The 22,303-nt window shown below is 69.2% G+C and carries 21 protein-coding genes; 17 read left to right on the forward strand and 4 right to left on the reverse strand.

What is annotated here, in order from left to right; translation table 11 throughout:
• The first annotated feature begins 89 nt into the window (after positions 1-89).
• The 8 genes from BLR21_RS26875 to BLR21_RS26910 all read left to right on the forward strand — a co-directional run bounded on the left by BLR21_RS26875 (position 90) and on the right by BLR21_RS26910 (position 10,334).
• Positions 90-1,616: a UDP-N-acetylmuramoyl-L-alanyl-D-glutamate--2,6-diaminopimelate ligase gene (locus tag BLR21_RS26875; RefSeq protein WP_090010002.1), complete on the forward strand. Its 1,527-nt coding sequence runs from the start codon at positions 90-92 to the stop codon at positions 1,614-1,616.
• Positions 1,613-3,073, forward strand: a complete 1,461-nt coding sequence (locus BLR21_RS26880) for a UDP-N-acetylmuramoyl-tripeptide--D-alanyl-D-alanine ligase (RefSeq protein ID WP_090009687.1) — start codon at positions 1,613-1,615, stop codon at positions 3,071-3,073. Before BLR21_RS26875 ends, BLR21_RS26880 begins: the two co-directional genes overlap by 4 nt.
• A complete protein-coding gene (gene mraY, locus BLR21_RS26885) occupies positions 3,070-4,155 on the forward strand; it encodes a phospho-N-acetylmuramoyl-pentapeptide-transferase (protein ID WP_030479470.1) in 1,086 nt (361 codons plus the stop codon). Before BLR21_RS26880 ends, mraY begins: the two co-directional genes overlap by 4 nt.
• Positions 4,156-4,159: 4 nt before the next feature.
• Positions 4,160-5,530 carry a UDP-N-acetylmuramoyl-L-alanine--D-glutamate ligase gene (murD, locus tag BLR21_RS26890; protein ID WP_090009689.1) on the forward strand — a complete coding sequence of 457 codons (1,371 nt, stop codon included), beginning with the start codon at positions 4,160-4,162 and terminating at the stop codon, positions 5,528-5,530.
• 88 nt (positions 5,531-5,618) lie between these two features.
• Positions 5,619-7,085, forward strand: coding sequence for a putative lipid II flippase FtsW (ftsW, locus tag BLR21_RS26895; RefSeq protein WP_420843911.1), 1,467 nt, complete (start codon positions 5,619-5,621; stop codon positions 7,083-7,085).
• A gap of 35 nt (positions 7,086-7,120) precedes the next feature.
• Entirely contained in the window at positions 7,121-8,224 is a 1,104-nt protein-coding gene (gene murG / locus BLR21_RS26900) for an undecaprenyldiphospho-muramoylpentapeptide beta-N-acetylglucosaminyltransferase (RefSeq protein WP_176929807.1), read from the forward strand.
• Positions 8,221-9,588 (forward strand): UDP-N-acetylmuramate--L-alanine ligase, encoded by a 1,368-nt coding sequence (murC, locus tag BLR21_RS26905; RefSeq protein WP_090009692.1) that lies wholly within the window; start codon positions 8,221-8,223, stop codon positions 9,586-9,588. Before murG ends, murC begins: the two co-directional genes overlap by 4 nt.
• The gene (locus BLR21_RS26910) at positions 9,585-10,334 is read left to right on the forward strand and encodes a cell division protein FtsQ/DivIB (protein ID WP_090009695.1); all 750 of its coding nucleotides are present in this window, start codon (positions 9,585-9,587) and stop codon (positions 10,332-10,334) included. Before murC ends, BLR21_RS26910 begins: the two co-directional genes overlap by 4 nt.
• A gap of 4 nt (positions 10,335-10,338) precedes the next feature.
• On the opposite strand, the gene BLR21_RS26915 is transcribed toward BLR21_RS26910, so the two are convergent.
• Both BLR21_RS26915 and BLR21_RS44005 read right to left on the reverse strand, forming a co-directional pair.
• Positions 10,339-10,809, reverse strand: a complete 471-nt coding sequence (locus tag BLR21_RS26915; protein ID WP_143027885.1) for a hypothetical protein — start codon at positions 10,807-10,809, stop codon at positions 10,339-10,341.
• Between the two features lie 131 nt (positions 10,810-10,940).
• The gene (locus BLR21_RS44005; protein WP_256334955.1) at positions 10,941-11,066 is read right to left on the reverse strand and encodes a hypothetical protein; all 126 of its coding nucleotides are present in this window, start codon (positions 11,064-11,066) and stop codon (positions 10,941-10,943) included.
• Between the two features lie 186 nt (positions 11,067-11,252).
• Here BLR21_RS44005 and BLR21_RS44010 point away from each other — a divergent pair, with 186 nt between their 5' ends.
• Positions 11,253-11,465, forward strand: a complete 213-nt coding sequence (locus tag BLR21_RS44010; protein WP_338061071.1) for a mycothiol transferase — start codon at positions 11,253-11,255, stop codon at positions 11,463-11,465.
• Here the strand turns inward: BLR21_RS44010 and BLR21_RS26925 are convergent.
• A complete protein-coding gene (locus BLR21_RS26925; RefSeq protein WP_090009704.1) occupies positions 11,462-12,340 on the reverse strand; it encodes an RICIN domain-containing protein in 879 nt (292 codons plus the stop codon). The two genes, BLR21_RS44010 and BLR21_RS26925, sit on opposite strands and share 4 nt — an antisense overlap.
• Before the next feature lie 330 nt (positions 12,341-12,670).
• Between BLR21_RS26925 and ftsZ the strand changes: the two genes are divergently transcribed.
• From ftsZ to BLR21_RS26960, 7 genes are all read left to right on the forward strand, one after another.
• Positions 12,671-13,987 carry a cell division protein FtsZ gene (gene ftsZ / locus BLR21_RS26930; protein WP_090009707.1) on the forward strand — a complete coding sequence of 439 codons (1,317 nt, stop codon included), beginning with the start codon at positions 12,671-12,673 and terminating at the stop codon, positions 13,985-13,987.
• A 723-nt stretch (positions 13,988-14,710) separates the two neighbouring features.
• Complete coding sequence (pgeF, locus tag BLR21_RS26935; RefSeq protein WP_090010009.1) at positions 14,711-15,415, forward strand: peptidoglycan editing factor PgeF; 705 nt, start codon at positions 14,711-14,713, stop codon at positions 15,413-15,415.
• 14 nt (positions 15,416-15,429) lie between these two features.
• Positions 15,430-16,110 carry a YggS family pyridoxal phosphate-dependent enzyme gene (locus tag BLR21_RS26940; RefSeq protein ID WP_256334956.1) on the forward strand — a complete coding sequence of 227 codons (681 nt, stop codon included), beginning with the start codon at positions 15,430-15,432 and terminating at the stop codon, positions 16,108-16,110.
• Positions 16,111-16,177: 67 nt separating this feature from the next.
• Complete coding sequence (locus tag BLR21_RS26945) at positions 16,178-16,831, forward strand: cell division protein SepF (protein ID WP_090009714.1); 654 nt, start codon at positions 16,178-16,180, stop codon at positions 16,829-16,831.
• 19 nt (positions 16,832-16,850) lie between these two features.
• Entirely contained in the window at positions 16,851-17,126 is a 276-nt protein-coding gene (locus tag BLR21_RS26950) for a YggT family protein (RefSeq protein WP_030477075.1), read from the forward strand.
• A gap of 48 nt (positions 17,127-17,174) precedes the next feature.
• Complete coding sequence (gene wag31 / locus BLR21_RS26955; RefSeq protein ID WP_030477074.1) at positions 17,175-17,990, forward strand: DivIVA-like cell division protein Wag31; 816 nt, start codon at positions 17,175-17,177, stop codon at positions 17,988-17,990.
• A gap of 15 nt (positions 17,991-18,005) precedes the next feature.
• A complete protein-coding gene (locus tag BLR21_RS26960) occupies positions 18,006-18,500 on the forward strand; it encodes a hypothetical protein (protein WP_090009717.1) in 495 nt (164 codons plus the stop codon).
• Positions 18,501-18,600: 100 nt separating this feature from the next.
• Here BLR21_RS26960 and BLR21_RS41835 read toward each other — a convergent pair whose 3' ends face one another.
• Positions 18,601-18,945: a DoxX family protein gene (locus BLR21_RS41835; RefSeq protein WP_036014530.1), complete on the reverse strand. Its 345-nt coding sequence runs from the start codon at positions 18,943-18,945 to the stop codon at positions 18,601-18,603.
• A gap of 250 nt (positions 18,946-19,195) precedes the next feature.
• On the opposite strand from BLR21_RS41835, the gene ileS reads away from it, so the two are divergent.
• Entirely contained in the window at positions 19,196-22,300 is a 3,105-nt protein-coding gene (ileS, locus tag BLR21_RS26970; protein WP_090010012.1) for an isoleucine--tRNA ligase, read from the forward strand.
• Positions 22,301-22,303 lie beyond the last annotated feature (3 nt).

Below are 22,303 nucleotides of genomic sequence, written 5' to 3' on the forward strand. Positions count from 1 at the left end.
GGCCACCCGAACGGCCCAGATCCACCGATCATCACCCGAACGCCAACGCGGCGCTCGGCCACTCTGTGTACGCCGGTAGCCTCTTGCCCGTGCCTGCCAAGCTCGAGGGCAAGGTCGCGACCGCCCCGCCCCGCCCCAACGCCATTCGCCCTGCTTCCGTGGCTGCTCTCGCCGCGGTCGCCGACGTGCACCTGACCAGGCCAGCACATGCCGACGTCCAGGTGACGGGGGTGACTCTGCGTGCACAGCACGCGGTCCCCGGAGACCTCTACGCCGCGCTGCCGGGTGCCAGGGTCCACGGTGCCGACTTCGCCGCCACGGCGATCGCGAACGGTGCCGTCGCCGTGCTGACGGACGAGGCCGGAGCCGCGCGCGACTCCCTCAAGGACGTCCCCGTGCTGATCCACCCGCGCCCCCGTGAGGTCGTGGGCCTGCTCGCCGCGCACGTCTACGGACAGCCGTCGACGAAGATCAAGCTGTGGGGGGTCACCGGCACGTCCGGCAAGACCACCACCACGTACATGATCGAGTCGGTGCTGCGCGCCGCCGGGAAGAACACCGGCCTGATCGGCACGGTCGGCACCCGCATCGGCACCGAGCAGCTCGGCAGTTCGCACACCACGCCCGAGGCACCGGATCTGCAGGCGTTGTTCGCGGTCATGGCCGAGCGCGGTGTCACCGACGTGGCGATGGAGGTGTCGAGCCACGCGCTGCACATGGGCCGCGTCGCCGCCACCGAGTTCGAGATCGGCGCGTTCACGAACCTGAGCCAGGACCACCTCGACTTCCACGCGGACATGGAGGAGTACTTCCAGGTCAAGGCGCAGCTGTTCGACGGCCGCGCGCGCAGGGAGGTCGTCTGCGTCGACGGCGAGTGGGGCGAGCGGCTGGTCAAGCCGGGCACCGTCACCGTTGCCACGACCAAGCCCGCCACCTGGACCGCGGGCGACGTCGAGGTGAGCGCGACCGGTGAGCAGACGTTCACCGCGCACGGCCCCGGCGGCGACATCCGGATCCACCTCCCGCTCGCCGGCAGCTTCAACATCGCGAACGCCCTGCTGGCCATCGCGTGCCTGCACCTGGAGGGCATCAGTGCCGAGGCGATCGCCGAGGGCCTGCGGACCGTCCAGGTGCCCGGCCGCATGCAGCGCATCGACGAGGGCCAGGCCTTCACGGCCGTCGTCGACTACTCGCACAAGCCCGCCGCCGTCGCGCTCGCGCTCGACGCCGTGCGCGCCAAGACCGACGGCCGGGTGATCGTCGTGCTCGGCTGCGGTGGCGACCGCGACCGGGCCAAGCGGCCGCTGATGGGCGAGGCCGCCGCCGAACGCGCCGAGGTGTTGATCATCACCGATGACAACCCGAGGACCGAAGACGCGTCCTCTATTCGGGCCGCCATGCTCGAAGGGGCGCTCGCCACCGCGAACCGGGGCGAGGTGCTCGAGATCGGCGACCGGAAGCTCGCGATCGACAAGGCCGTCGAGCTGGCCCGTCCGGGTGACGTCGTCGTCGTGGCGGGCAAGGGCCACGAGACGGGACAGGAGATCGCCGGCGTGATCCATCCGTTCTCGGACGTCGAGACGCTGACCGCCGCGATCAGAGAGGCGCACCGTTGATCGCACTCACGCTCGCCGAGATCGCTGAGATCGTCGGCGGACGCCTGCACGCGACCGATGGCAGTCCGGTGATCACCGGCACCATCGAGTTCGACACCCGCAAGATCACCGAGGGGGGCCTCTTCCTGGCGCTGCCAGGTGAACGCGTGGACGGCCACGACTTCGCCGCGCAGGCCGTGGCGTCGGGCGCGGCCGGTGTGCTGGCGGGCCGCGAGGTGGACGCCCCCGCGGTGATCGCGCCGCCGGTGCAGACCAGGCACGCCAACGCATATGTGCTCGCGGGGGACAAGAGCGGCGAGGGTGCGGCGGTGCTCGAAGCACTGGCCAAGCTCGCCCGCCACGTCACCGACCGCCTGAAGGACCTGACGATCGTCGGCATCACCGGCTCGGCGGGCAAGACGTCCACGAAGGACCTGATCGCCCAGGTGCTGGCGCCGGTCGGGGACGTCGTCGCGCCGCCGGAGTCGTTCAACAACGAGCTCGGCCACCCGTGGACCGCGCTGCGGTCCACCGAGGACACCAGGTTCCTGGTCCTCGAGCTGTCCGCGCGCGGCATCGGCCACATCGCGAACCTCTGCGAGATCGCGCCGCCGCGCTTCGGTGCCGTGCTGAACGTCGGCACCGCGCACCTCAGCGAGTTCGGCTCGCGCGAAGGCATCGCGCAGGGCAAGGGCGAGCTGGTCGAGTCGCTGCCCGAGGACGGGGTCGCGATCCTGAACGCCGACGACCCGCTGGTCGCGGGCATGGCGAGCCGCACGAAGGCCAAGGTCGTCCTGGTCGGCGAGAACCCGGACGCCGACGTCCGGGCCGCCGACATCGAGCTGGACGAGCAGGCTCGGGCGAGCTTCACGCTGAAGACCTCGAAGGGCGACGCGCGCGTCAAGCTGGGGCTGAACGGCTCGCACCAGGTGGGCAACGCGCTGGTCGCCGCCGCGATCGCACTCGAACTGGGCGCCACGCCCGCCGAGATCGCCGAGCGACTGGGTGCCGCGCAACGGGTCTCCGCCCACCGCATGGTCATCACCGACCGCGCGGACGGCGTGACCGTCATCGACGACGCCTACAACGCGAACCCCGACTCGGTGCGGGCGGCACTGAAGGCGCTCGCGTCGATCTCGCGCGCCACCAAGCCCGCCCGCCGCTGCTGGGCCGTCCTCGGCCCGATGGCGGAACTGGGCGACGACGCCGTGCGCGAGCACGACGAGATCGGCCGTCTGGTGGTGCGCCTCGACATCAGCAAGCTGGTCGTCGTCGGTGAAGCGGCCCGCGCGATGCACCAGGGCGCGCACCTGGAAGGATCTTGGGGAGACGAATCCGTCAGGGTGCCGGACGCCGACGCGGCGATCGCGTTGCTACAGGGGGAACTCCGGCCCGGTGACGTAGTGCTGGTCAAGGCATCCAACGCCTATCGCCTGTGGCGCATTGCCGAGGCCCTGCTGGAGGCAGGAACCAAGTGAAGAGCATCCTGATCGCCGCAGCGATCGCACTGGCAGTGTCGATCCTGCTGACGCCCTACCTGATCAAGGTCTTCTCTCGCCAGGGCTTCGGCCAGGAGATCCGCGAAGACGGTCCGCAGCACCACAAGACCAAGCGCGGTACGCCGACCATGGGTGGCCTCGCCATCCTGGTCGCGATGTGGGCCGGTTACCTCGGCACGCACCTCGTGAACTCGATGTCGGCCTCGGCGTCGGGGCAGACCCCGACGGCGTCCGGCCTGCTCGTGCTGATGCTGACGACGTCGCTGGGCGTCGTCGGCTTCCTCGACGACTTCATCAAGATCCGCAAGGCCCGCAACCTGGGCCTGAACAAGACGGCGAAGCTGGTCGGCCAGTTCATCGCGACCATCACGTTCGCGATCCTGGTGCTGCAGTTCCCGAACAAGGACGGCCTGACGCCCGCGTCGGTCAACCTGTCGTTCGTCCGCGACATCACCGTGGTCTCGTTCGGCGTCGTCGGCTTCATCGTCTTCTGCTACGCCATGGTCGCCGCGTGGTCGAACGCCGTGAACCTCACCGACGGCCTCGACGGCCTGGCCGGTGGCTCGTCGGCGATGGTGTTCGGCACCTACGTGGTGATCTCGTTCTGGCAGTTCCGCTACAACTGCTCCAGCTACGCCGTGGCGGGCTGCTACGACGTGCGCGACCCGCTGGACCTGGCGGTGATCGCCGCGGCCGCGATGGCGGGCTGCATCGGCTTCCTCTGGTGGAACGCCGCTCCGGCCAAGATCTTCATGGGTGACACCGGGTCGCTCGCGCTCGGCGGCCTCGTCGCCGGTCTCGCCATCGCGACCCGCACCGAGCTGCTGATGATCGTCATCGGTGGTCTGTTCGTGGTGGAGGCACTGTCGGTGGCGTTGCAGGTCGCGGTCTTCCGCACCTCACGACGGCGCCTGTTCCGGATGGCACCGTTCCACCACCACTTCGAGCTGGCCGGCTGGGCGGAAACCACTGTCATCATCCGGTTCTGGTTGATGGCGGGCATCTGCTGCATGTTCGGTCTCGGCGTGTTCTACAGCGAGTGGCTGACGGGCGGGTTCTAGGACGATGACCAAGCTGGCCGGTTCGAAGGTGCTGGTGGCCGGTGCTGGAGTGACCGGCCGGTCCGCCGCGGAGGCGTTGCTCGCGGCGGGCGCCGAGGTCGTGGTGACGGACTCGTCGCCGGAACGACTGGCGGCGCTGGAGACCCTGCTCGAAGGCGTGGAACTGGTGCCCGGCCTGGCGGAACCCCCGGCCGGTACCTCGCTGGTGGTCACGAGCCCCGGCTGGCAGCCGTCGAGCCCGTTGCTCGCGGCCGCGGTGTCGGCCGGCATCGAGGTGATCGGCGAGGTCGAACTGGCCTGGCGGATGGGCACCGAGCTGGCCGACCCGCCGGTGTGGCTCGCGGTGACCGGCACGAACGGCAAGACCACGACGGTCGGCATGCTGGAGTCGATCCTGCACGCCGCCGGTGCGGACGCCGTGGCCTGCGGGAACGTCGGCCTGCCGGTCGTGGACGCGCTGCTGGCCGGGCGCCGGGTGCTCGCGGTGGAACTGTCGAGCTTCCAGCTGTACTGGGCGCCTTCGGTGCGTCCGCAGGCGGGCGCGCTGCTCAACCTCGCCGAGGACCACCTCGACTGGCACGGCGGCATGGAGGCCTACGCCCAGGCCAAGGCCCGGATCCTCACCGGTGACGTGGCGATCGGCTGGCTCGACGACGAACTCGTCGGCGACCTGCTGGAAGCCTCGCCCGCGCGGGACCGGATCGGCTTCACGCTCGACGAACCCGAGGACGGCCAGCTCGGCGTGCGCGACGGCTGGCTGGTCGACCGCGCGTTCGCCGACGACGAGGCGCTGGTCGAGGTCGCGAAGATCCGTCCGGCAGGCCCACCCGGCATCGCGGACGCACTCGCCGCCACGGCCCTGGCGCGCGCGTACGGCGTGCCGTCCGAGGCCGTGCGCGAGGGCCTGGAGGCGTTCGAACCGGCCGCGCATCGCGCCGTGCTCGTCACCGTCGCCTCTGATATCCAATATATCAATGACTCGAAGGCGACGAACCCGCACGCGGCCGTGGCTTCGCTGCGGGCGTTCGACAGCGTCGTCTGGATCGCCGGTGGGCTGCTCAAGGGCGCGTCGGTCGAGGAGATGGTGCGGACCGAGGCCCGCCGGTTGCGCGGCGCGGTGCTGATCGGCGCGGACCGGGCCGTGATCGCGGAGGCTCTCGCGACGTACGCGCCGGAGGTGCCGGTGCGCTCGCTCGACCTCGCCGGCGCCGACGATCCGATGCTCGACGTCGTTCGTGCCGCGCAGGAGCTCGCGCAGCCCGGTGACACGGTGCTGCTCGCGCCTGCGGCGGCGTCGATGGACATGTTCAGCGACTACGCGCACCGGGGCCAGGCGTTCACGGACGCCGTGAAGCGCCTCACGGGTGGCCGGTAGGGTTCGAAAGGGCGGCACGCTCCAGCGAAAGGGGCGACACGCCCCAGGAATCCCCGTTCGAGCGCTTGACACAGGAGACGATGATCCGGTGACCGTCGTCGCCGACAAGCCGAGGAGCAAGCGGAAGGTTCGTCCCGCGGGCCGCATCGCGTCGTTGCGCAGCGGTATGACCTCGTGGCTCAGCCGCCCGCTCGCCGACTTCCACCTGTTGCTCGCGATCTTCGGCATGCTCACCGTGCTCGGCCTGGTGATGGTGCTGTCCGCGTCGGCACCGGGACAGGTCGCGTCGGGCGTGTCCGCGTACAGCGTGTTCCAGAAGCAGCTGATCTACGTGTGCATCGGCGCCGTGCTGTTCTGGGTGATGCTGCGGTTCCCATTGCGCAGGCTCCGGCACTTCTCGACGGCCGCGATGGGCATCGGCGTGGTGCTGCTGGCCCTCGTGCTGACGCCGCTCGGTGACGTTCGCGGTGGCGCGCGCTCGTGGTTCACGCTCGGGCCCATCTCCTTCCAGCCGATCGAGGCCGTGAAGCTCGCGCTGGCGTTGTGGGGCGCGCACGTCCTGGTGACCAAGCGGGCCCTGCTGTCGCAGTACCGGCACCTGCTGGTGCCGGTCGTGCCGGTGGCGATGCTGGTGTTCGCGCTGGTCATGCTGCAGCCCGACCTCGGCGGCACGATCACGCTCGGCGTGGTGCTGATCAGCCTGCTGTGGTTCGTGGGCGCGCCGATGCGGTTGTTCGGCGTGATCGCCGGCGGTGCGGTGGCGGGTGCCGTCGTGCTCGCGATCGGTGCCACGTACCGGCTGCAACGCGTGACGTCGTTCCTCAACCCCGACGCCGACCCCGAGGGCGCCGGTCACCAGGCGCGGCAGGCGATGTTCGCGCTCGCCGACGGCGGCCTGTTCGGCAAGGGGCTCGCGCGGGGCAGTTCGCAGTGGCGGTACCTGCCCAACGTCGAGTCGGACTTCATCTTCGCCGTCATCGGCGAGGAGCTCGGGTTCGTCGGGTGCGGGCTGGTGCTGGTGCTGTTCGGCGGGCTCGCGTGGGTCGGCCTGCGGATCGCGTCGCGCAACACCGACCCGTGGATCCGGATCGTGGCCGCGACGCTGACGGTGTGGCTCGTCGCGCAGGCCGCGATCAACATCGGCTACGTCGTGCAGCTGCTGCCCGTCACGGGCCTCACGCTGCCGATGATCTCCTCCGGCGGCACGTCGATCGTGACGACCATGATCGTGTTCGGCATCCTGGCGAACTGCGCCCGGCACGAGCCCGAGGCCGTGGCCGCGCTGCGTTCGCTCGGCCCCGGCCGCGTCGGCGGGCTGCTCAGGCTGCCCGCCCCCGAGGCGTACCGGCCACCGGCCAAGCGCAAGCCGGTCCGTCCGTCCACGCCTCCCCGCGCACCAGGCCGTTCACGCACACAGCAACTTCCGGTGGTGGACGAACGTCGTATGGCTGGACGCTCCGCTCCGCCTTCGGAGTACCGTCGCCGCGACTCGCGGCGCACACAGGGCCGTTCAGAGCAAGGCCGGTCGACCCGCGGTCGCGGGCGATCCAACTGAATTCGATCTTCAGCCAACTATCTTCGGGAGAAGTCTTGACCGGGCACCCTGCCCCCAGTGGTCCGTGCGTCGTGGTCGCCGGCGGTGGCACCGCCGGACACATCGAGCCGGCACTGGCGCTGGCCGACGCGGTCATGCGGCTGCGGCCGGACGCGCGTGTCGTCGCGCTCGGCACCGAACGCGGCCTGGAGAACAAGATCGTGCCGGCCCGCGGGTACCAGCTGGAGCTGATCCCGCCGGTGCCGATGCCGCGCAAGCCCACCCTCGATCTGCTGAAGCTGCCGCTGAACGTGCGCGGCGCCGTGAAGCAGACCCGCGAGGTGCTGGAGCGCGTCGGCGCGGACGTCGTCGTCGGGTTCGGCGGCTACGTGGCGCTGCCCGCGTACCTGGCCGCGCGTGGCCGCATCCCGATCGTGGTGCACGAGGCGAACGCCAAGGCCGGACTCGCGAACAAGGTCGGCGCGAAGTTCGCCGCGCACGTCGCCGCGGCGGTGCCGGACTCCGGTCTGACCGACGCGCAGATCATCGGCATCCCGCTGCGCCAGTCGATCACGTCGCTGGACCGCGCCGCGTTGCGTGCCGAGGCCCGCCGGTTCTTCGGCCTGGACCCGCACGCGCCGGTGCTGCTGGTGTTCGGCGGCTCGCAGGGCGCGCGTTCGATCAACGAGGCCGTGGCACCGGTCGCGGCCGAGTTCGCCCGTGCCGGCGTGGGTGTGCTGCACGCGTACGGGCCGAAGAACTCCGTTGCGGTGCAACAGGTTCCGGGCGCTCCGGCGTACGTGCCGGTGCCGTACCTGGAGCGCATGGACCTGGCGTACGCCGCCGCGGACGCCGTGCTGTGCCGTTCTGGCGCGATGACCGTCGCCGAGGTGTCGGCCGTCGGCCTGCCCGCGGTGTTCGTGCCGCTGCCCATCGGCAACGGTGAGCAGGCGCTCAACGCCGGCCCGGTCGTCTCCGCGGGCGGCGGCCTGCTGGTGCCGGACTCGGAACTGACGCCGGAGAAGGTCGCTTCGCTGGTGGTGCCGCTGATGGCGGACCGCAACCGGCTCGCGCAGATGTCCCGCGCGACGCTCGGCACCGGCCGTCGTGAGGCGGACGAGATCCTGGCCCGCACCGTTCTGGATGTGATCAAGAAATGAGCCTCGAACGCGTTCACCTCGTCGGCATCGGCGGTGCCGGCATGAGCGGCATCGCGCGCATCCTGCTGGCGCGCGGCGTGCAGGTGTCCGGATCGGACGCCAAGGACTCGCGGACCGTGCTGGCCCTGCGTGCCCAGGGCGCGCGGATCGCCGTCGGTCACGACGCCTCGAACCTGGACCAGCTCGCGGGCGGTCCGACCGAGGTCGTGGTGTCGACCGCGATCAAGGACACGAACCCCGAGTACGCGTCGGCCCGTGAGCGCGGCATCACCGTGCTGCGCCGTGCCGAGGCGCTCGCGGCGTTGATGGAAGACCATCGCGTCGTGTGTGTTGCCGGTACGCACGGCAAGACGTCGACCACGTCGATGCTCACCGTCGCGTTGCAGCACTGCCGGGTCGACCCGTCGTTCGCGATCGGTGGTGACCTGAACGAGTCCGGTGCCAACGCCCACCAGGGCACCGGCGGCGTGTTCGTGGCCGAGGCGGACGAGTCCGACGGCTCGTTCCTGTTCTTCTCGCCGTCCGTCGCCGTCGTGACGAACGTGGAGGCCGACCACCTCGACCACCACGGCACCGTCGAGGCCTACACGGCCGTGTTCGACTCGTTCCTGGAACGGATCGTGCCGGGCGGCGTGCTGGTGTCCTGTGCGGATGATCCCGGTGCCGCTCGCCTGATCGCCGAGGCGCGGGCGCGCGGGATCCGCGTGCGCGAGTACGGACGTTCGGCCGCTGACGCGCGTCTGATCGACTACAAGCCGCTGGAGTCCGGTGGCCTGGCGTCGGTCGAGATCGACGGTGTGGCGGTCGAGGTCCGGGTCGCGGTGCCTGGCGAGCACATGGCGTTGAACGCGATCGCCGCTCTGCTGGCCGGTCTGGAGCTCGGCGCGGACCAGGCAGGACTGCTCGAAGGCCTCGCGGCTTTCGGTGGCGTGCGGCGGCGGTTCGAGTTCAAGGGCCGTGGCAACGGTGTGTCGGTGTACGACGACTACGCGCACCACCCGACCGAGGTAGACGCACAGCTGCGTGCCGCGCGTCCGGTCGCCGGTGCGGGCCGTGTCGTCGTGGTGTTCCAGCCGCACCTGTACTCGAGGACCCGGATGTTCGCCACGGAGTTCGCCGCCGCGTTGTCGCTGGCGGACGAGGTCGTCGTGCTGGACGTCTACGGTGCCCGCGAGGAGCCCGAACCCGGCGTGACCGGCACGCTGATCGCCGGCCAGGTCACGGCTTCCGTGCACTACGAGCCGTCGTTCGACCGCGTGCCCGCGCTGGTGGCGTCGCTGGTGAGCGAGGGCGACCTGGTGGTGACCATGGGCGCGGGTGACGTGACGATGCTCGGCCCCGAGATCGTCAGCGCGCTGTCATGAGCGCACCGGTTCGCGGCAGGTCCACGCGAGTTCGCTCCGCGAACCGGAGGCCGAAGAGCGCCGAGTACCGGGCGCGGCGCAGGGTGATCCTGCGCCGTCGCCTGGTGGCGCTGCTGGCAGTGCTGTCCGTGCTGGCCCTGGCCTACTGCGTCTTCTTCACCCCGTTGCTCGGCGTCCGCCAGGTCGACGTCCGCGGCAACGGCGTGCTGACCGAGGACGAGGTCCGCGCCGTGGCGGCGATCGAGGCCGGCTCCCCGCTGATCCGCCTGGACCTCCAGGAGATCCACGACCGCGTGGCCGGCATCCCGCGCGTCGCCGCCGTGGAGGTGGAACGCCAGCTCCCAGGCACGGTCCGGCTGCTGCTCACCGAACGCGTCCCGATCGGCTCGGTGAAGATGCCCGACGGCTTCCACCTCGTCGACTCGACCGGCAAGGACTACGCGGTCCTCCCGGCCGCCGCGCCGGGCGTCCCCGAACTGGTGCTGACGCTGCCGTCGTCCTCGGACCCGGCCACTCGCGCCGTGGTCGGGGTCGTGAACGGGCTGCCGGAGAAGCTGCGCCCCGACGTGGTGTCGGTGGCGGCGACGACCAGTGCCGACGTGAAGCTGACGCTGTCGGGAAACCGCGTGGTGAAGTGGGGCAACTCCGACGACACGGCACGCAAAGCTGCCGTGCTGCTCGTGCTGCTCTCGCGGCCAGGCACGACCTATGACGTGTCGTCGCCGGACCTGGCCACGGTTTCCTGAGCGCTCAGCCCAGCGTCAGGTGGAAGCCCTGGGACTTCGCGTCCTGCTCGGAGTGCCAGATGACGCCCCGGTTGGCGTTGCCGATCTGCGCACCGTAGAGCCGTTGCCCCTCGGGGATGCCGCTCACGGTGAACCTGAAGGAGCACGAGCCGGTGCCGCCTTGCAGCGTGCCGACGCCGAGCACCTTGTTGTCCTGGTTGACGATCTCGACCTGCCCGCCGAGGGTGACGTCGGTGTAGCCACCAGAACCGCACTGGCCGTTGACGGTCATCGACCCGCTGATCGTGAACACGTTCGGCGCGGCCGGGCTCGTGCCGGCGGAGCGCAGCAGATCGGGACCGGTGGCCCTGCCCAGCCCGAACCCGAGTCCGCCCGCTGTCAGCGCGACCAGGGTGAAACAGATCGCGAGCCACGGTGGCCGGCGCTTCCGCGGTAACTCCGGTCCGATGGTCACTACTGGTGGAAGAGGTTCCACTTAGGTCCTTCAGTTCGAGGTCGTGCTCGTCACGGCCGCGGTACCGGTGGCCGTGACGGCGTCGGGAACCGGCGGGGCCGCCGGTGCCGAGGAATCGGTTGCGAGCACAAGGGATTCTCCTGGGGTTCGCGCTAGCCGTTCGGCCTCAGCCGCGCCATCGCGACCCGTACGACGAGGCTGCCCAGCCTGCTCGTGACGAGTTCCAGGACGATCGCTGCGACGACGAGCGAACGCACGGACGCGGGTGCGGGTGCCAAGACATGCCTCCTGGTGATGAACGACTACCGTGCTCATCGGACTACCACTCGCGGTATTAGCCGTATCGATCGTTGTCACCCGAAGGAAGTACTCACGCCGGGCTGCGATCAATGAGGTCGTCCACCAGGGACGGGTTGATGTCCGAGCCGTCGTTGGCGCGGCCTCGACGGGTTCGGTGCGTCGGTATGCGGCGAACTGCGCGTCAGACCGGCGGACTGGTAACGGCGGAGAAATGCGGTGCGTCGACCTCGCGTGCTCTCGATGCCGAGGTGTCGTTCCGGGGCGACCGGGCGATCTCGGCCCGATGGGTGCTCGCGCACGTCATCGAGGAGACCGCCCGGCACGCCGGTCAGCTGGACGTGGTCAGGGAACTGCTGGACGGAACCGCCGGCGACTAGGCCGCCGGGAGCTGCCAGTGCTGCAGGAGGCCGATCGCCGCGTACGGGTAGACGATCACGCGGTCGCCGAACGGCAACAGGTGCCTGTCGGCGTTCGCGATCGTGTAGTTGCCGAGCTCGTCACCGGTGAGCGTCCACTGCTGGTCGGGCGCGGTCGTGTCGCAGTCCGCCAGTTGCACGGAGTCGGAGGGCGCCGCCACCGCCAGGCACTTGCCACTGGCCTGGCTTCGCAGCGCGACCTTGCCGCCGCCCACGTCGATCCGTTCGAACCCCGACGCGGTGGCGCAGGGCTTCAGTTCGTTGAAGTAATTGACGCCGTCGGTCACGCAGGTGCCCTCGTAGGCGCTTCTCAGCTTCGTCACGGCGCCGAGCTGGGGCGGCGGTACCACCCCCACCTCGCGGACCAGCCAGCGCTGGGTGCTCCGCGCGGAGTCGTCCGCCATGATGACCGTGCCGTCGCCCGCGAAGAGCACGGAGTCGATGAACCTGGTGCCGGACCGCGTCGGCGCCGACAACCTGACGGTGCCGTCGGCGTCGGCCACCTCCTGGAACCGCTGGCCGGGCACGCCGTGCTGGCACTGGGTGTCCAGCACGTCGGAGCTGTACCCGTCCACGCAGTGCCCGTCCGCGATGTTGCGCAGGTACGACCCGCCCGTGGCGGTCGGGATGCGCTCGAACTGCTGCGCGGCACCGCCCGTGCAGGCGCTCATGCCCGCGCGGCTCGTGTCCGACCTGGTGAAGTCGAGGCACAGCCCGTCGGCCGCGCTCTTGATCTCGACGATCTTGTTGCCTTCCGGCGCCGCACTCGCTGGTGCGACCGTTACTGCCCCCAGAGCGATCGCGGCCAGCGCGACGCTCAGCATCTTCATCCCCATCCACCGACAGTAGCGATGGATCACCTCGAAAGGTGTGGAAGTGACGAAGGGATGGGCGAGACGATCTCCGATTCGAGGTCCGACTAGGCTTGCGGGTGCGTCGTCCTCAGGACCGTACGCGCTACTTGACGGCACGACCGGGGAGTAGTAGCGCACAGTGTTGGGACCCTACGGCGTGGCTGCTGGACCGACGCACCGCTGGTGCTTACCGTCCAGCAGGAACATATGGGGTTGACATAACTCTGGGCCTCGACGAGAGGTTGAGAGTTTCAATCCGGGTGCATCACACCCAGCACCACAGCGCGGACCACGATCAGGAAGGCGGATCCGATGACGCCCCCGCACAACTACCTCGCGGTGATCAAGGTCGTCGGCATCGGTGGTGGCGGTGTCAACGCCGTCAACCGCATGATCGAGGTCGGGCTGAAGGGCGTCGAGTTCATCGCGGTGAACACCGATGCCCAGGCCTTGCTGATGTCTGATGCCGACGTGAAGCTCGACATCGGCCGGGAGCTGACCCGCGGCCTCGGTGCCGGCGCGAACCCCGAGGTCGGGCATAGGGCCGCCGAAGACCACCGCGAGGAGATCGAGGAGGTCCTCAAGGGGGCCGACATGGTCTTCGTCACCGCGGGTGAGGGCGGTGGCACGGGCACCGGCGGTGCGCCGGTGGTGGCCTCGATCGCCCGCAAGCTCGGCGCACTGACCATCGGTGTCGTGACGCGCCCGTTCTCCTTCGAGGGCAAGCGCCGCGCCAAGCAGGCCGAAGACGGCATCCAGGCGCTGCGCAACGAGTGCGACACGCTCATCGTCATCCCGAACGACCGGCTGCTGCAGCTCGGCGACATCGGCGTGAGCCTGATGGACGCCTTCCGCTCCGCGGACGAGGTGCTCCTGTCCGGTGTCCAGGGCATCACCGACCTGATCACGACCCCCGGTCTGATCAACCTGGACTTCGCCGACGTCAAGTCGGTCATGTCCGGCGCGGGCTCGGCGTTGATGGGCATCGGCTCGGCACGAGGAGAGGGCCGAGCGGTGCAAGCCGCGCAGAAGGCCATCAACTCGCCACTGCTGGAAGCCTCGATGGAGGGCGCGCACGGCGTGCTGCTGTCCATCGCCGGCGGCTCCGACCTGGGGTTGTTCGAGATCAACGAGTCGGCCTCGCTCGTCCAGGAGGCCGCGCACCCCGACGCGAACATCATCTTCGGTACGGTCATCGACGACTCCCTGGGCGACGAGGTCCGGGTCACGGTGATCGCGGCCGGCTTCGACGCAGGCGGTCCGACCCACAAGAAGCTGGAGCCGACGGCGCTGTCCTCGCCGCCTCGGACGGCTACCGGGCCGATCGCTTCCGCCACGGCCACGCCTACCCATGTGCAGCAGCCGGTGGCTCAGACTCCGCAGCCTGTTGTCCACGCTCCCGTCCAGCCTCCGGTTCAGCCCCCGGTTCAGCCTGAGGTTCGGCACGCCCCGCCTGTGCAGCAGCCTCCTACCTCGGTGCCGCCTCAGCCTTCGCCGGCCCAGGGCAACGGGTACGTGCCCTCGGTGCCTCGGTCCTTGTCTCCCAATGGGTCGTTGCCTTCTCGGCCTGTGCCGGTTACCGAGGACCCTGATGATGAGGTGGATGTGCCGCCGTTCATGCGGCGGTGAGGTTCGGGTCTGGCCTTTTTTGGCTGGGTCTGTGGTTGGGGCTGTTGCCTGACCTGGTGGTGCCGGGTCGGGCGGTGCCGGACCTGGCCGGGCCTGGCGGTGCCGGGCCTGGTGTGCTGATCTTGTCGGACCCCCTGAGTAGCGTTTGGGCTCAGGGGGTCCTTCTATTGGGGGGACGCCTGCGTCAGCTTGGTTGGGTTGCGTGCCGCGGCCGGGTGGGTGGTCGGCTTGCGGGCGGCGAGCTTGCGGTTGCGTGCTTTCCCTGGGGCTCTGCCCCAGACCCCGGCAATCTGATCAGGGGGTCCACGCCGTGCGTAGGTAGATGGCACGCCTGTTGCTGTGGGCGGCTGCCTGGTGCTTAGAGAGTGCGTTGGCGGTGGGGTCCCATCACGAGCCGAGCCAAGAGCGGGCCACACCTGAGGGGTGAGGTCAAGTCGACGAAAAGCGTGTCGACTTGACCTCACCCCTCAGGTGCAGCAAGTGCTATGGCGCGACTCGTGATGGGACCCCACCGCCTGGCCCGCGCGGTAAGGACGGCTCGCCTACGGCTTCGCGTGGGGAAGGACGGCTCGCCTTTGGCGTCGCGTGGGTGGACGGCTCGCCTTTGGCGTCGCATGGGTGGACGGCTCGCCTTTGGCGTCGCGTGGGGAGGGACGGCTCGCCTGTGGCGTCGTCGCGCGGGGGAGGGCTGGGGTGCGTGTTCGTGCGAACTAGGGTGTGAGTGTGCGCATTCGTCGTGTTGTCACCACCCGTGCCGGTGGCGTGTCCAAGGCGCCCTACGAGTCGTTCAACCTCGGCGATCACGTTGGGGACGACGTTCGGGCGGTTGAGGCTAACCGGGAGCGGCTGGCTGCGGGGGTTGGGCTTTCGGTCGATCGGTTGGTCTGGATGGAGCAGGTGCACGGGCGCACTGTTGCCACCGTTGACGGGCCGCAGGGGGAGCCGCTTGAGGCTACCGATGCCGTTGTGACGAAACGGGCTGGTCTCGGGCTTGTCGTGTTGACTGCTGACTGTGTGCCGGTGTTGCTCGGGGATCAAGAGGCCGGGGTTGTCGGGGCTGTGCACGCTGGGCGTGTTGGTGCTCGGGTCGGTGTGGTTGTCGAGGCTCTCAAGGCGATGATGGTGCTGGGGGCTGAGCTTGAGCGCATCGAGGTGTTGCTGGGGCCCTCGGTGTGCGGTGAGTGTTATGAGGTGCCTGCCGAGATGCAGAAGGACGTCGAGAAGCACCTGCCCGGTAGCGCCTCCAAGTCGCGGAAAGGTACGCCTGCCCTGGATTTGCGGGCCGGGCTGTGGAATCAGCTGGCTGGTGCCGGGGTCGGGAAGATCGGGGTCGATCCTCGGTGCACGTTCGAGGAGAAGGACCTGTTCAGCCATCGGCGGCAGGCGCCTACCGGGCGGCTTGCGTCCGTTGTTTGGATTGAGCCGTGAGTCGGGCTGCGGAGTTGGAGGAGAACCTCGCGGAGGTCGAGGAACGCATCGCCAAGGCATGTGAGGTGGCGGGGCGGGCTCGGGACGAGGTGATGTTGCTGGCGGTGACGAAAACCTGGCCCGCCAGCGATGTGGAGATCCTTTACCGGCTTGGGCTCCGGCATTTCGCGGAGAACCGCGACCAGGAGGCCGGTGCGAAGGTCGCCCAGTTGAGACACCTCGGCGAGGCGCGGTGGCACATGGTCGGGCGGTTGCAGCGCAACAAGGCGAAGTCCGTCGTCGAGTGGGCCGACCAGGTCGACTCCGTGGACAGCGTCCGGCTGGCCGAGGCGTTGGCGAAGGCGGCGCACGCGAAAGGCACCACGCTCGACGTGTTGCTGCAGGTCAGTATCGACGGGGACACGTCGCGCGGTGGGGTTGCTGTTGCGGATGTGGCGGAACTGGCTGGCGTGATCACTCGTTCGGGTGATCTTATTCTTCGGGGTGCGATGACCGTCGCGCCTCGGACGATGAAGCCATCGCAGGCGTTTCAGGCGTTGGTTTCGGTGGTATCTCGCCTACGTGATGATCATCCCACTGCCACCCATGTGTCAGCGGGAATGAGCGGTGACCTGGAAGATGCCATCTCGCACGGATCGACCTGTGTGCGTGTCGGAACGGCGTTGCTCGGCAGCCGGCGACTAATCTCGCCGTAGGTAGTCGGGAACCTCGGGACCGTCCGCACCGTCCCTAAGAGTGGGGAACCGCCGAGGAGGGGCTGGAATGAGCGCTTTGCACAAGCTGAAGGCCTACTTCGGGATGGTCCCCGCCGAGTACGCAGACGACCCCGGCTACGAGGACGACCGCGGCCGCTACGGCGACTACCGGTCCGAGTACGCGGCCGAGGCCGACGACTACGACCCGTACCCGCGGCGCAACCGCGTGTTCACGCCGGGCCGGTCGGAGCTCCAGGGCTCCGGGTACCGGGCCGACATCGACGAGCCGGACGACTACGAGCCGGAGTCGCGGCGCGGGGGCAACCCTCCGGGCACGCGACGCTGGAGTGCCGACGCACCCGTGCACGGCGCACTCGCTGTCGAGCCGCAGCGCGAGCCCGTGAGCAGGCTGCGTCCGGTCGCGGAGCCGGTAGGCAACCCGTTGGCGCGCATCACCACGCTTCACCCCCGTACCTACAGCGAGGCGCGCACGATCGGGGAGCACTACCGCGACGGCACCCCGGTGATCTTGAACCTGACCGACATGGACGACGCGGACGCGAAGCGTCTCGTCGACTTCTCGGCCGGACTCGCGTTCGCTCTGCGCGGGTCCATGGACAAGATCACGAGCAGGGTGTTCCTTCTCTCACCGCCCAACGTTGACGTCACGGCGGAGGACCGCAGGAAGCTGGCCGAGGGCGGGTTCGGGAACCACGGTTAGAGTTGACCTCGTGGACCCGATCTGGCTCGTCATCTTCTACCTCCTGTTCGCGTTCTCGCTGTTCCTGACCGCGCGTGTCGTGGTCGAGCTGGTGCGGACGTTCGCGAGGGAGTGGCGCCCCGCCGGCGGCGTCGCCGTGACGCTTGAGACCGTCTACACGGTCACCGACCCACCGGTCCGTGCACTCCGTCGGGTGATCCCGACTGTGCGGATCGGGGGCGTCGGGCTGGACCTATCGATTATTGTGCTGTGGCTGGTCGTTATCATTCTGATGCGATTCGCAGATCCCAGGTGACGGGGAACCGTGGGATGACCGCAGCCCAGGAGTGCGAGAGGTGATCCGATGCCGTTGACCCCCGCTGATGTGCACAACGTTGCATTCAGCAAGCCGCCGATTGGCAAGCGGGGCTACAACGAGGACGAGGTGGACGCGTTCCTCGACCTGGTTGAGGGCGAGCTCGCCCGCTTGATCGAGGAGAACAACGACCTCCGTCAGCAGGTCGAGCAGCTCGACCAGCAGCTCGAGACGTCACGTGCCGACCTCGACGACGCGCGTGCGAAGGCTGCTTCCAGCCCCATGACGACCCGCATGCCGGTGGAGGAGCCGCGCCGCCTGGCGCCGGTCCCGCCGCCCTCCGTCATGGAGCAGACGTCCCCCGGTGGTGGCGGAGACCACCACGTGCAGGCCGCGAAGGTCCTGGGCCTTGCCCAGGAGATGGCGGACCGGCTGACGGGCGAGGCGAAGGCCGAAGCGGACGGCATGCTGTCCGAGGCGCGCACGAAGTCCGAGCAGCTGTTGTCCGAGGCTCGCGCCAAGGCCGACACGATGGTCAACGAGGCGCGCACGCGTGCCGAGACCATGCTCAACGACGCGCGGACGCGTTCCGAGACGCTGGAGCGGCAGGCCCGTGAGAAGGCCACCGCGCTGGACCGTGACGCGCAGCGCAAGCACGCTGAGGTGATGGGCAACATCACCCAGGAGAAGAACACGCTCGAGAAGCAGATCGACAAGCTGCAGACGTTCGAACGTGAGTACCGCACGCGACTGAAGACGATGCTCGAGTCGTCCCTGCGCGACCTCCAGGACCGCGGCCCGGCCGCTCCGTCCGAGGGTCGTTCCCAGGGCTACTCCTTCGGTGCACGCGCCGAAGCGGGCTGAACTACTGTTCGCTAGGTGCTCTTCGTAGTTCTGCTTCTGGTGCTGGCAGCCCTCGGGTTGCTCGTGCCTGCGCTGGCCACGTCCAACACGATCTGGGCGTGGTCGTCCGTGGGCGCGAGCGTGCTCGCCGCCCTGGTCCTTGCTTGGGACTGGTGGCGGAGACGGCCGGGGGACCCCGCTGCCGACGCGCAGAGTGTAGATCAACTACGTGCAGCTGATGATCAACGGGTGGTGGAGCCGGCGGTAGCCGACACGCCGTCCGCTGACGAGGAACCACCGGAAGAGGACACCGACGCGGCGGACCTGCTCGTCGTGGCCGATCTGGTGGACGAGGTGCGGGTGCTGGACGAACGGCCCCGATATCACCTGAGTTCGTGCTCCTGGCTTGCCGGGAGGCCCACGCTGGGCCTCCCGGTGCAGGAGGCACGGCAGTTGCAGTTCACGCCGTGCGCGCTGTGCACCCCGGACGCGGTGCTGGTGCGCAGGAGTCGTTCCGCACACTCCGACTGAGCCCGTCGAGCAGATGCTCGGAGCACGATCGGGCGCCGACGGCCGGACGTGCTCGGTGTGGTCCAGTTCGCCTGCCGCGGCGGCGCATCGAGGTGGAACCTCACCGGTCCAGGAACAGCAGCATGATCAGCAACGCGAGCAGCGCGAGGTCCACGACGACACCGCTGGGCTTCGAGTCGTACCGCAACCGCGTGATCGTGGCACCGACCATCAGCAGCCCGAGGCCGACGGTGGCCGCGTGCGCCACCCATTCCCACGTGACCAGACCGACGACGAGGCCCGCCGCGCCCGCCCACTCCAGCGCGCCGATGGTGCGCCACAGCGCAGGGTTCATCCGAAAGTGGTCGCGCGCCTCGAGTGACGCCTTCGCGCCGAACAGCTTGCCCGCGCCCGTCGCCACGAACAGCAGGGCCAGCACGATCGACAACGCGATGGTCAACGTCATCGGGCGAGCATACGGTTTGTGCCTCCGGTTACCCTGTAACCAACAGGCACCGATCCGGCCATCACCGGGGAGCCTCCGGAAGAACGGGTGCGCGAGCACCTCAGTAGAACCGGACGGGACCGGCCCGTCACAGCCGAAGAACGAGAGGCTCGCCGCAAGAAGGCGGGCAAGCGGGGTGGTACCGCGGCGGGCCGAGCCACATCGGCGTGTCGTCCTCGCGTGTCGCATCTGACCGCGAGGAGCAGTGAAGATGGCCTACCCCAGGGCCGGAGCGAACGAGGTCCCGGCGCAGCCGTCCTTTCCGAACCTCGAGCAGGACGTGCTCGGGTACTGGAAGGACGACGAGACCTTCCAGGCGAGCATCGACCGCAACCCGGCCGGTGAGCACGGCGAGAACGAGTTCGTCTTCTACGACGGCCCGCCGTTCGCGAACGGCCTGCCGCACTACGGGCACCTGCTGACCGGCTACGTCAAGGACGTCGTGCCGCGCTACCAGACGATGCGCGGCAAGCACGTCGAGCGCCGGTTCGGCTGGGACACGCACGGCATGCCGGCGGAGTACGAGGCCGAGAAGCAGCTTGGCATCACGCAGAAGCACGAGATCGACGAGCTCGGCATCGAGAAGTTCAACGAGGCCTGCCGTACGTCCGTGCTGCAGTTCACGGACCAGTGGCGCGACTACGTGACGCGGCAGGCGCGCTGGGTCGACTTCGACAACGACTACAAGACGCTCGACCTCGACTACATGGAAAGCGTCATGTGGGCGTTCAAGGCCTTGTGGGACAAGGGCTTGATCTACGAGGGCTTCCGGGTGCTCTGGTACTGCTGGCGCTGCCAGACGCCGCTGTCCAACACCGAGACCAAGATGGACGACGCCTACCGCGACCGGCAGGACCCGGCCGTCACGGTGGCGCTGCGCCTGGAGTCCGGCGAGAAGGCCCTGATCTGGACGACGACGCCGTGGACGCTGCCGAGCAACCTCGCCGCCGCAGTGCACCCGGACGTCGACTACGTGACGGTCGTGGGCTCCGACGGTGACAGGTACCTGCTCGCCGAGGCCCGTGTCGCGGCGTACGCGCGTGAGCTGGGCGAGGAGCCCGAGGTCGTCGCCCGCTACAAGGGCTCGGACCTGGTCGGCAGGAAGTACCTGCCGCCGTTCGACTTCTTCGTCGGCCGCGAGAACGCGCACCAGGTCCTGACGGCCGACTACGTGACCACCGACGACGGCACCGGCATCGTCCACATCGCACCGGCGTTCGGTGAGGACGACAAGGTCGTGACGGACGCGGCGGGCATCGAGGTCGTCGTGCCGGTCGGGCCGGACGGCAAGTTCACCGCCGAGGCGGCGCCGTACGCGGGTGTGCACGTCTTCGAGGCGAACAAGCTGATCATCCGCGACCTCAAGGACGCGGGCCTGCTGCTGCGGCACGAGACCTACGACCACCCGTACCCGCACTGCTGGCGTTGCCAGAACCCGCTGATCCAGCGTGCGCTGTCGGCGTGGTTCGTCGCGGTCACGCAGTTCAAGGACCGGATGGTCGAGCTCAACCAGCAGATCAACTGGGTGCCCGGCCACATCAAGGACGGCCAGTTCGGCAAGTGGCTCGAGAACGCGCGCGACTGGAACATCTCGCGCAACCGGTACTGGGGCTCGCCGCTGCCCGTGTGGACCTCGGACAACCCCGAGTTCCCGCGCACGGACGTGTACGGGTCGCTGGACGAGCTGGAACGCGACTTCGGCGTGCGCCCGGACAACCTGCACCGGCCGTTCATCGACGAGCTGACGCGGCCGAACCCGGACGACCCGAGCGGCCAGTCGGTGATGCGGCGCATCCCGGACGTGCTCGACTGCTGGTTCGAGTCGGGCTCGATGTCGTTCGCGCAGGTGCACTACCCGTTCGAGAACGCGGACTGGTTCGAGAACCACTACCCGGGCAACTTCATCGTCGAGTACAACGGGCAGACGCGCGGCTGGTTCTACACCATGCACGTGCTCGCGACGGCGCTGTTCGACCGGCCCGCGTTCAGCGACTGCATGGCCCACGGGATCGTGCTCGGTGACGACGGCCAGAAGATGTCCAAGTCGCTGAAGAACTACCCGGACGTCAACGAGGTCTTCGACCGCGACGGCTCCGACGCCATGCGCTGGTTCCTCATGGCGTCGCCGATCCTGCGCGGCGGCGACCTCGTGGTGACCGAGCGCGGCATCCGGGACGCGGTGCGCCAGGCGGTGCTGCCGTTGTGGAACTCCTGGTACTTCCTCGCGTTGTACTCCAACGCTTCCGGGAAGGAGGGCACGTGGCGCGTCGACTCGAAGAACGTGCTCGACCGGTACGCGCTGGCGAAGACGCACGATCTGGTGCGCGACGTCCAGGCGGCGATGGACGTCTACGACATCTCCGGTGCGTGCCAGCTGGTGCGTGAGTACCTGGAGGTGCTGACGAACTGGTACGTGCGCCGGTCGCGGCAGCGGTTCTGGGACGGCGAGCAGGACGCGATCGACACCCTGCACACCGTGCTGGAGGTCGTCACGCGCGTCACGGCGCCGTTGCTGCCGTACACCTCCGAGGTCGTGTGGCGCGGGCTGACCGGTGGCCGTTCGGTGCACCTGACGGACTTCCCGTCGGTGTCGGACGTGCCGGCGGACGACGCGCTGGTCGCGGCGATGGACGAGGTGCGCGACGTCTGCTCGACGGCGTTGTCGCTGCGCAAGGCGAACAAGCTGCGCGTGCGGCTTCCGTTGGCGCGCTTGACGGTGGCGTCGCCGGTGGCGGGCCTGCTGGAGGACTTCGCCGGGATCGTGCGCGACGAGGTCAACGTCAAGGAGGTGTCGCTGTCCACGGACGTCGACGCCTACGGGCAGTTCCAGCTGGTCGTCAACGCGCGGGCGGCCGGGCCGCGGCTCGGCCCGAACGTGCAGAAGGTCATCAAGGCCGTCAAGGCCGGTGACTGGTCCGAAGTGGACGGCAGGATCGTCGCCGCCGGTGTCGAGCTGTTCGAGGGCGAGTACGAACAGCGCCTGGTGGCAACGGATCCCGCCGCCACGGCCGCTCTGCCCGGTGGCGCCGGTGTCGTCGTGCTCGACACGGTGGTGTCGCCGGAACTGGAGGCCGAGGGTGTCGCGCGTGACCTGGTGCGCGTGGTGCAGCAGGCCCGCAAGGACGCCCAGCTCGACGTGTCCGACCGGATCACGCTGACGCTGGAGCTGCCGGAGGCCGTGCGTTCGGCTGTCGAGCCGCACCTGGCGTTCGTCCAGGCGGAGACGCTGACGACGTCGGTGGTGTTCGGTGAGGGCACGTCCGAGGGCACCGTCGGTGACGGCGCCAAGGTGAAGGTCGCCGTCGCCAAGGCGTGACCG

Source organism: Lentzea albidocapillata subsp. violacea, from assembly GCF_900100275.1.
Classification (GTDB): Bacteria; Actinomycetota; Actinomycetes; order Mycobacteriales; family Pseudonocardiaceae; genus Lentzea; species Lentzea violacea.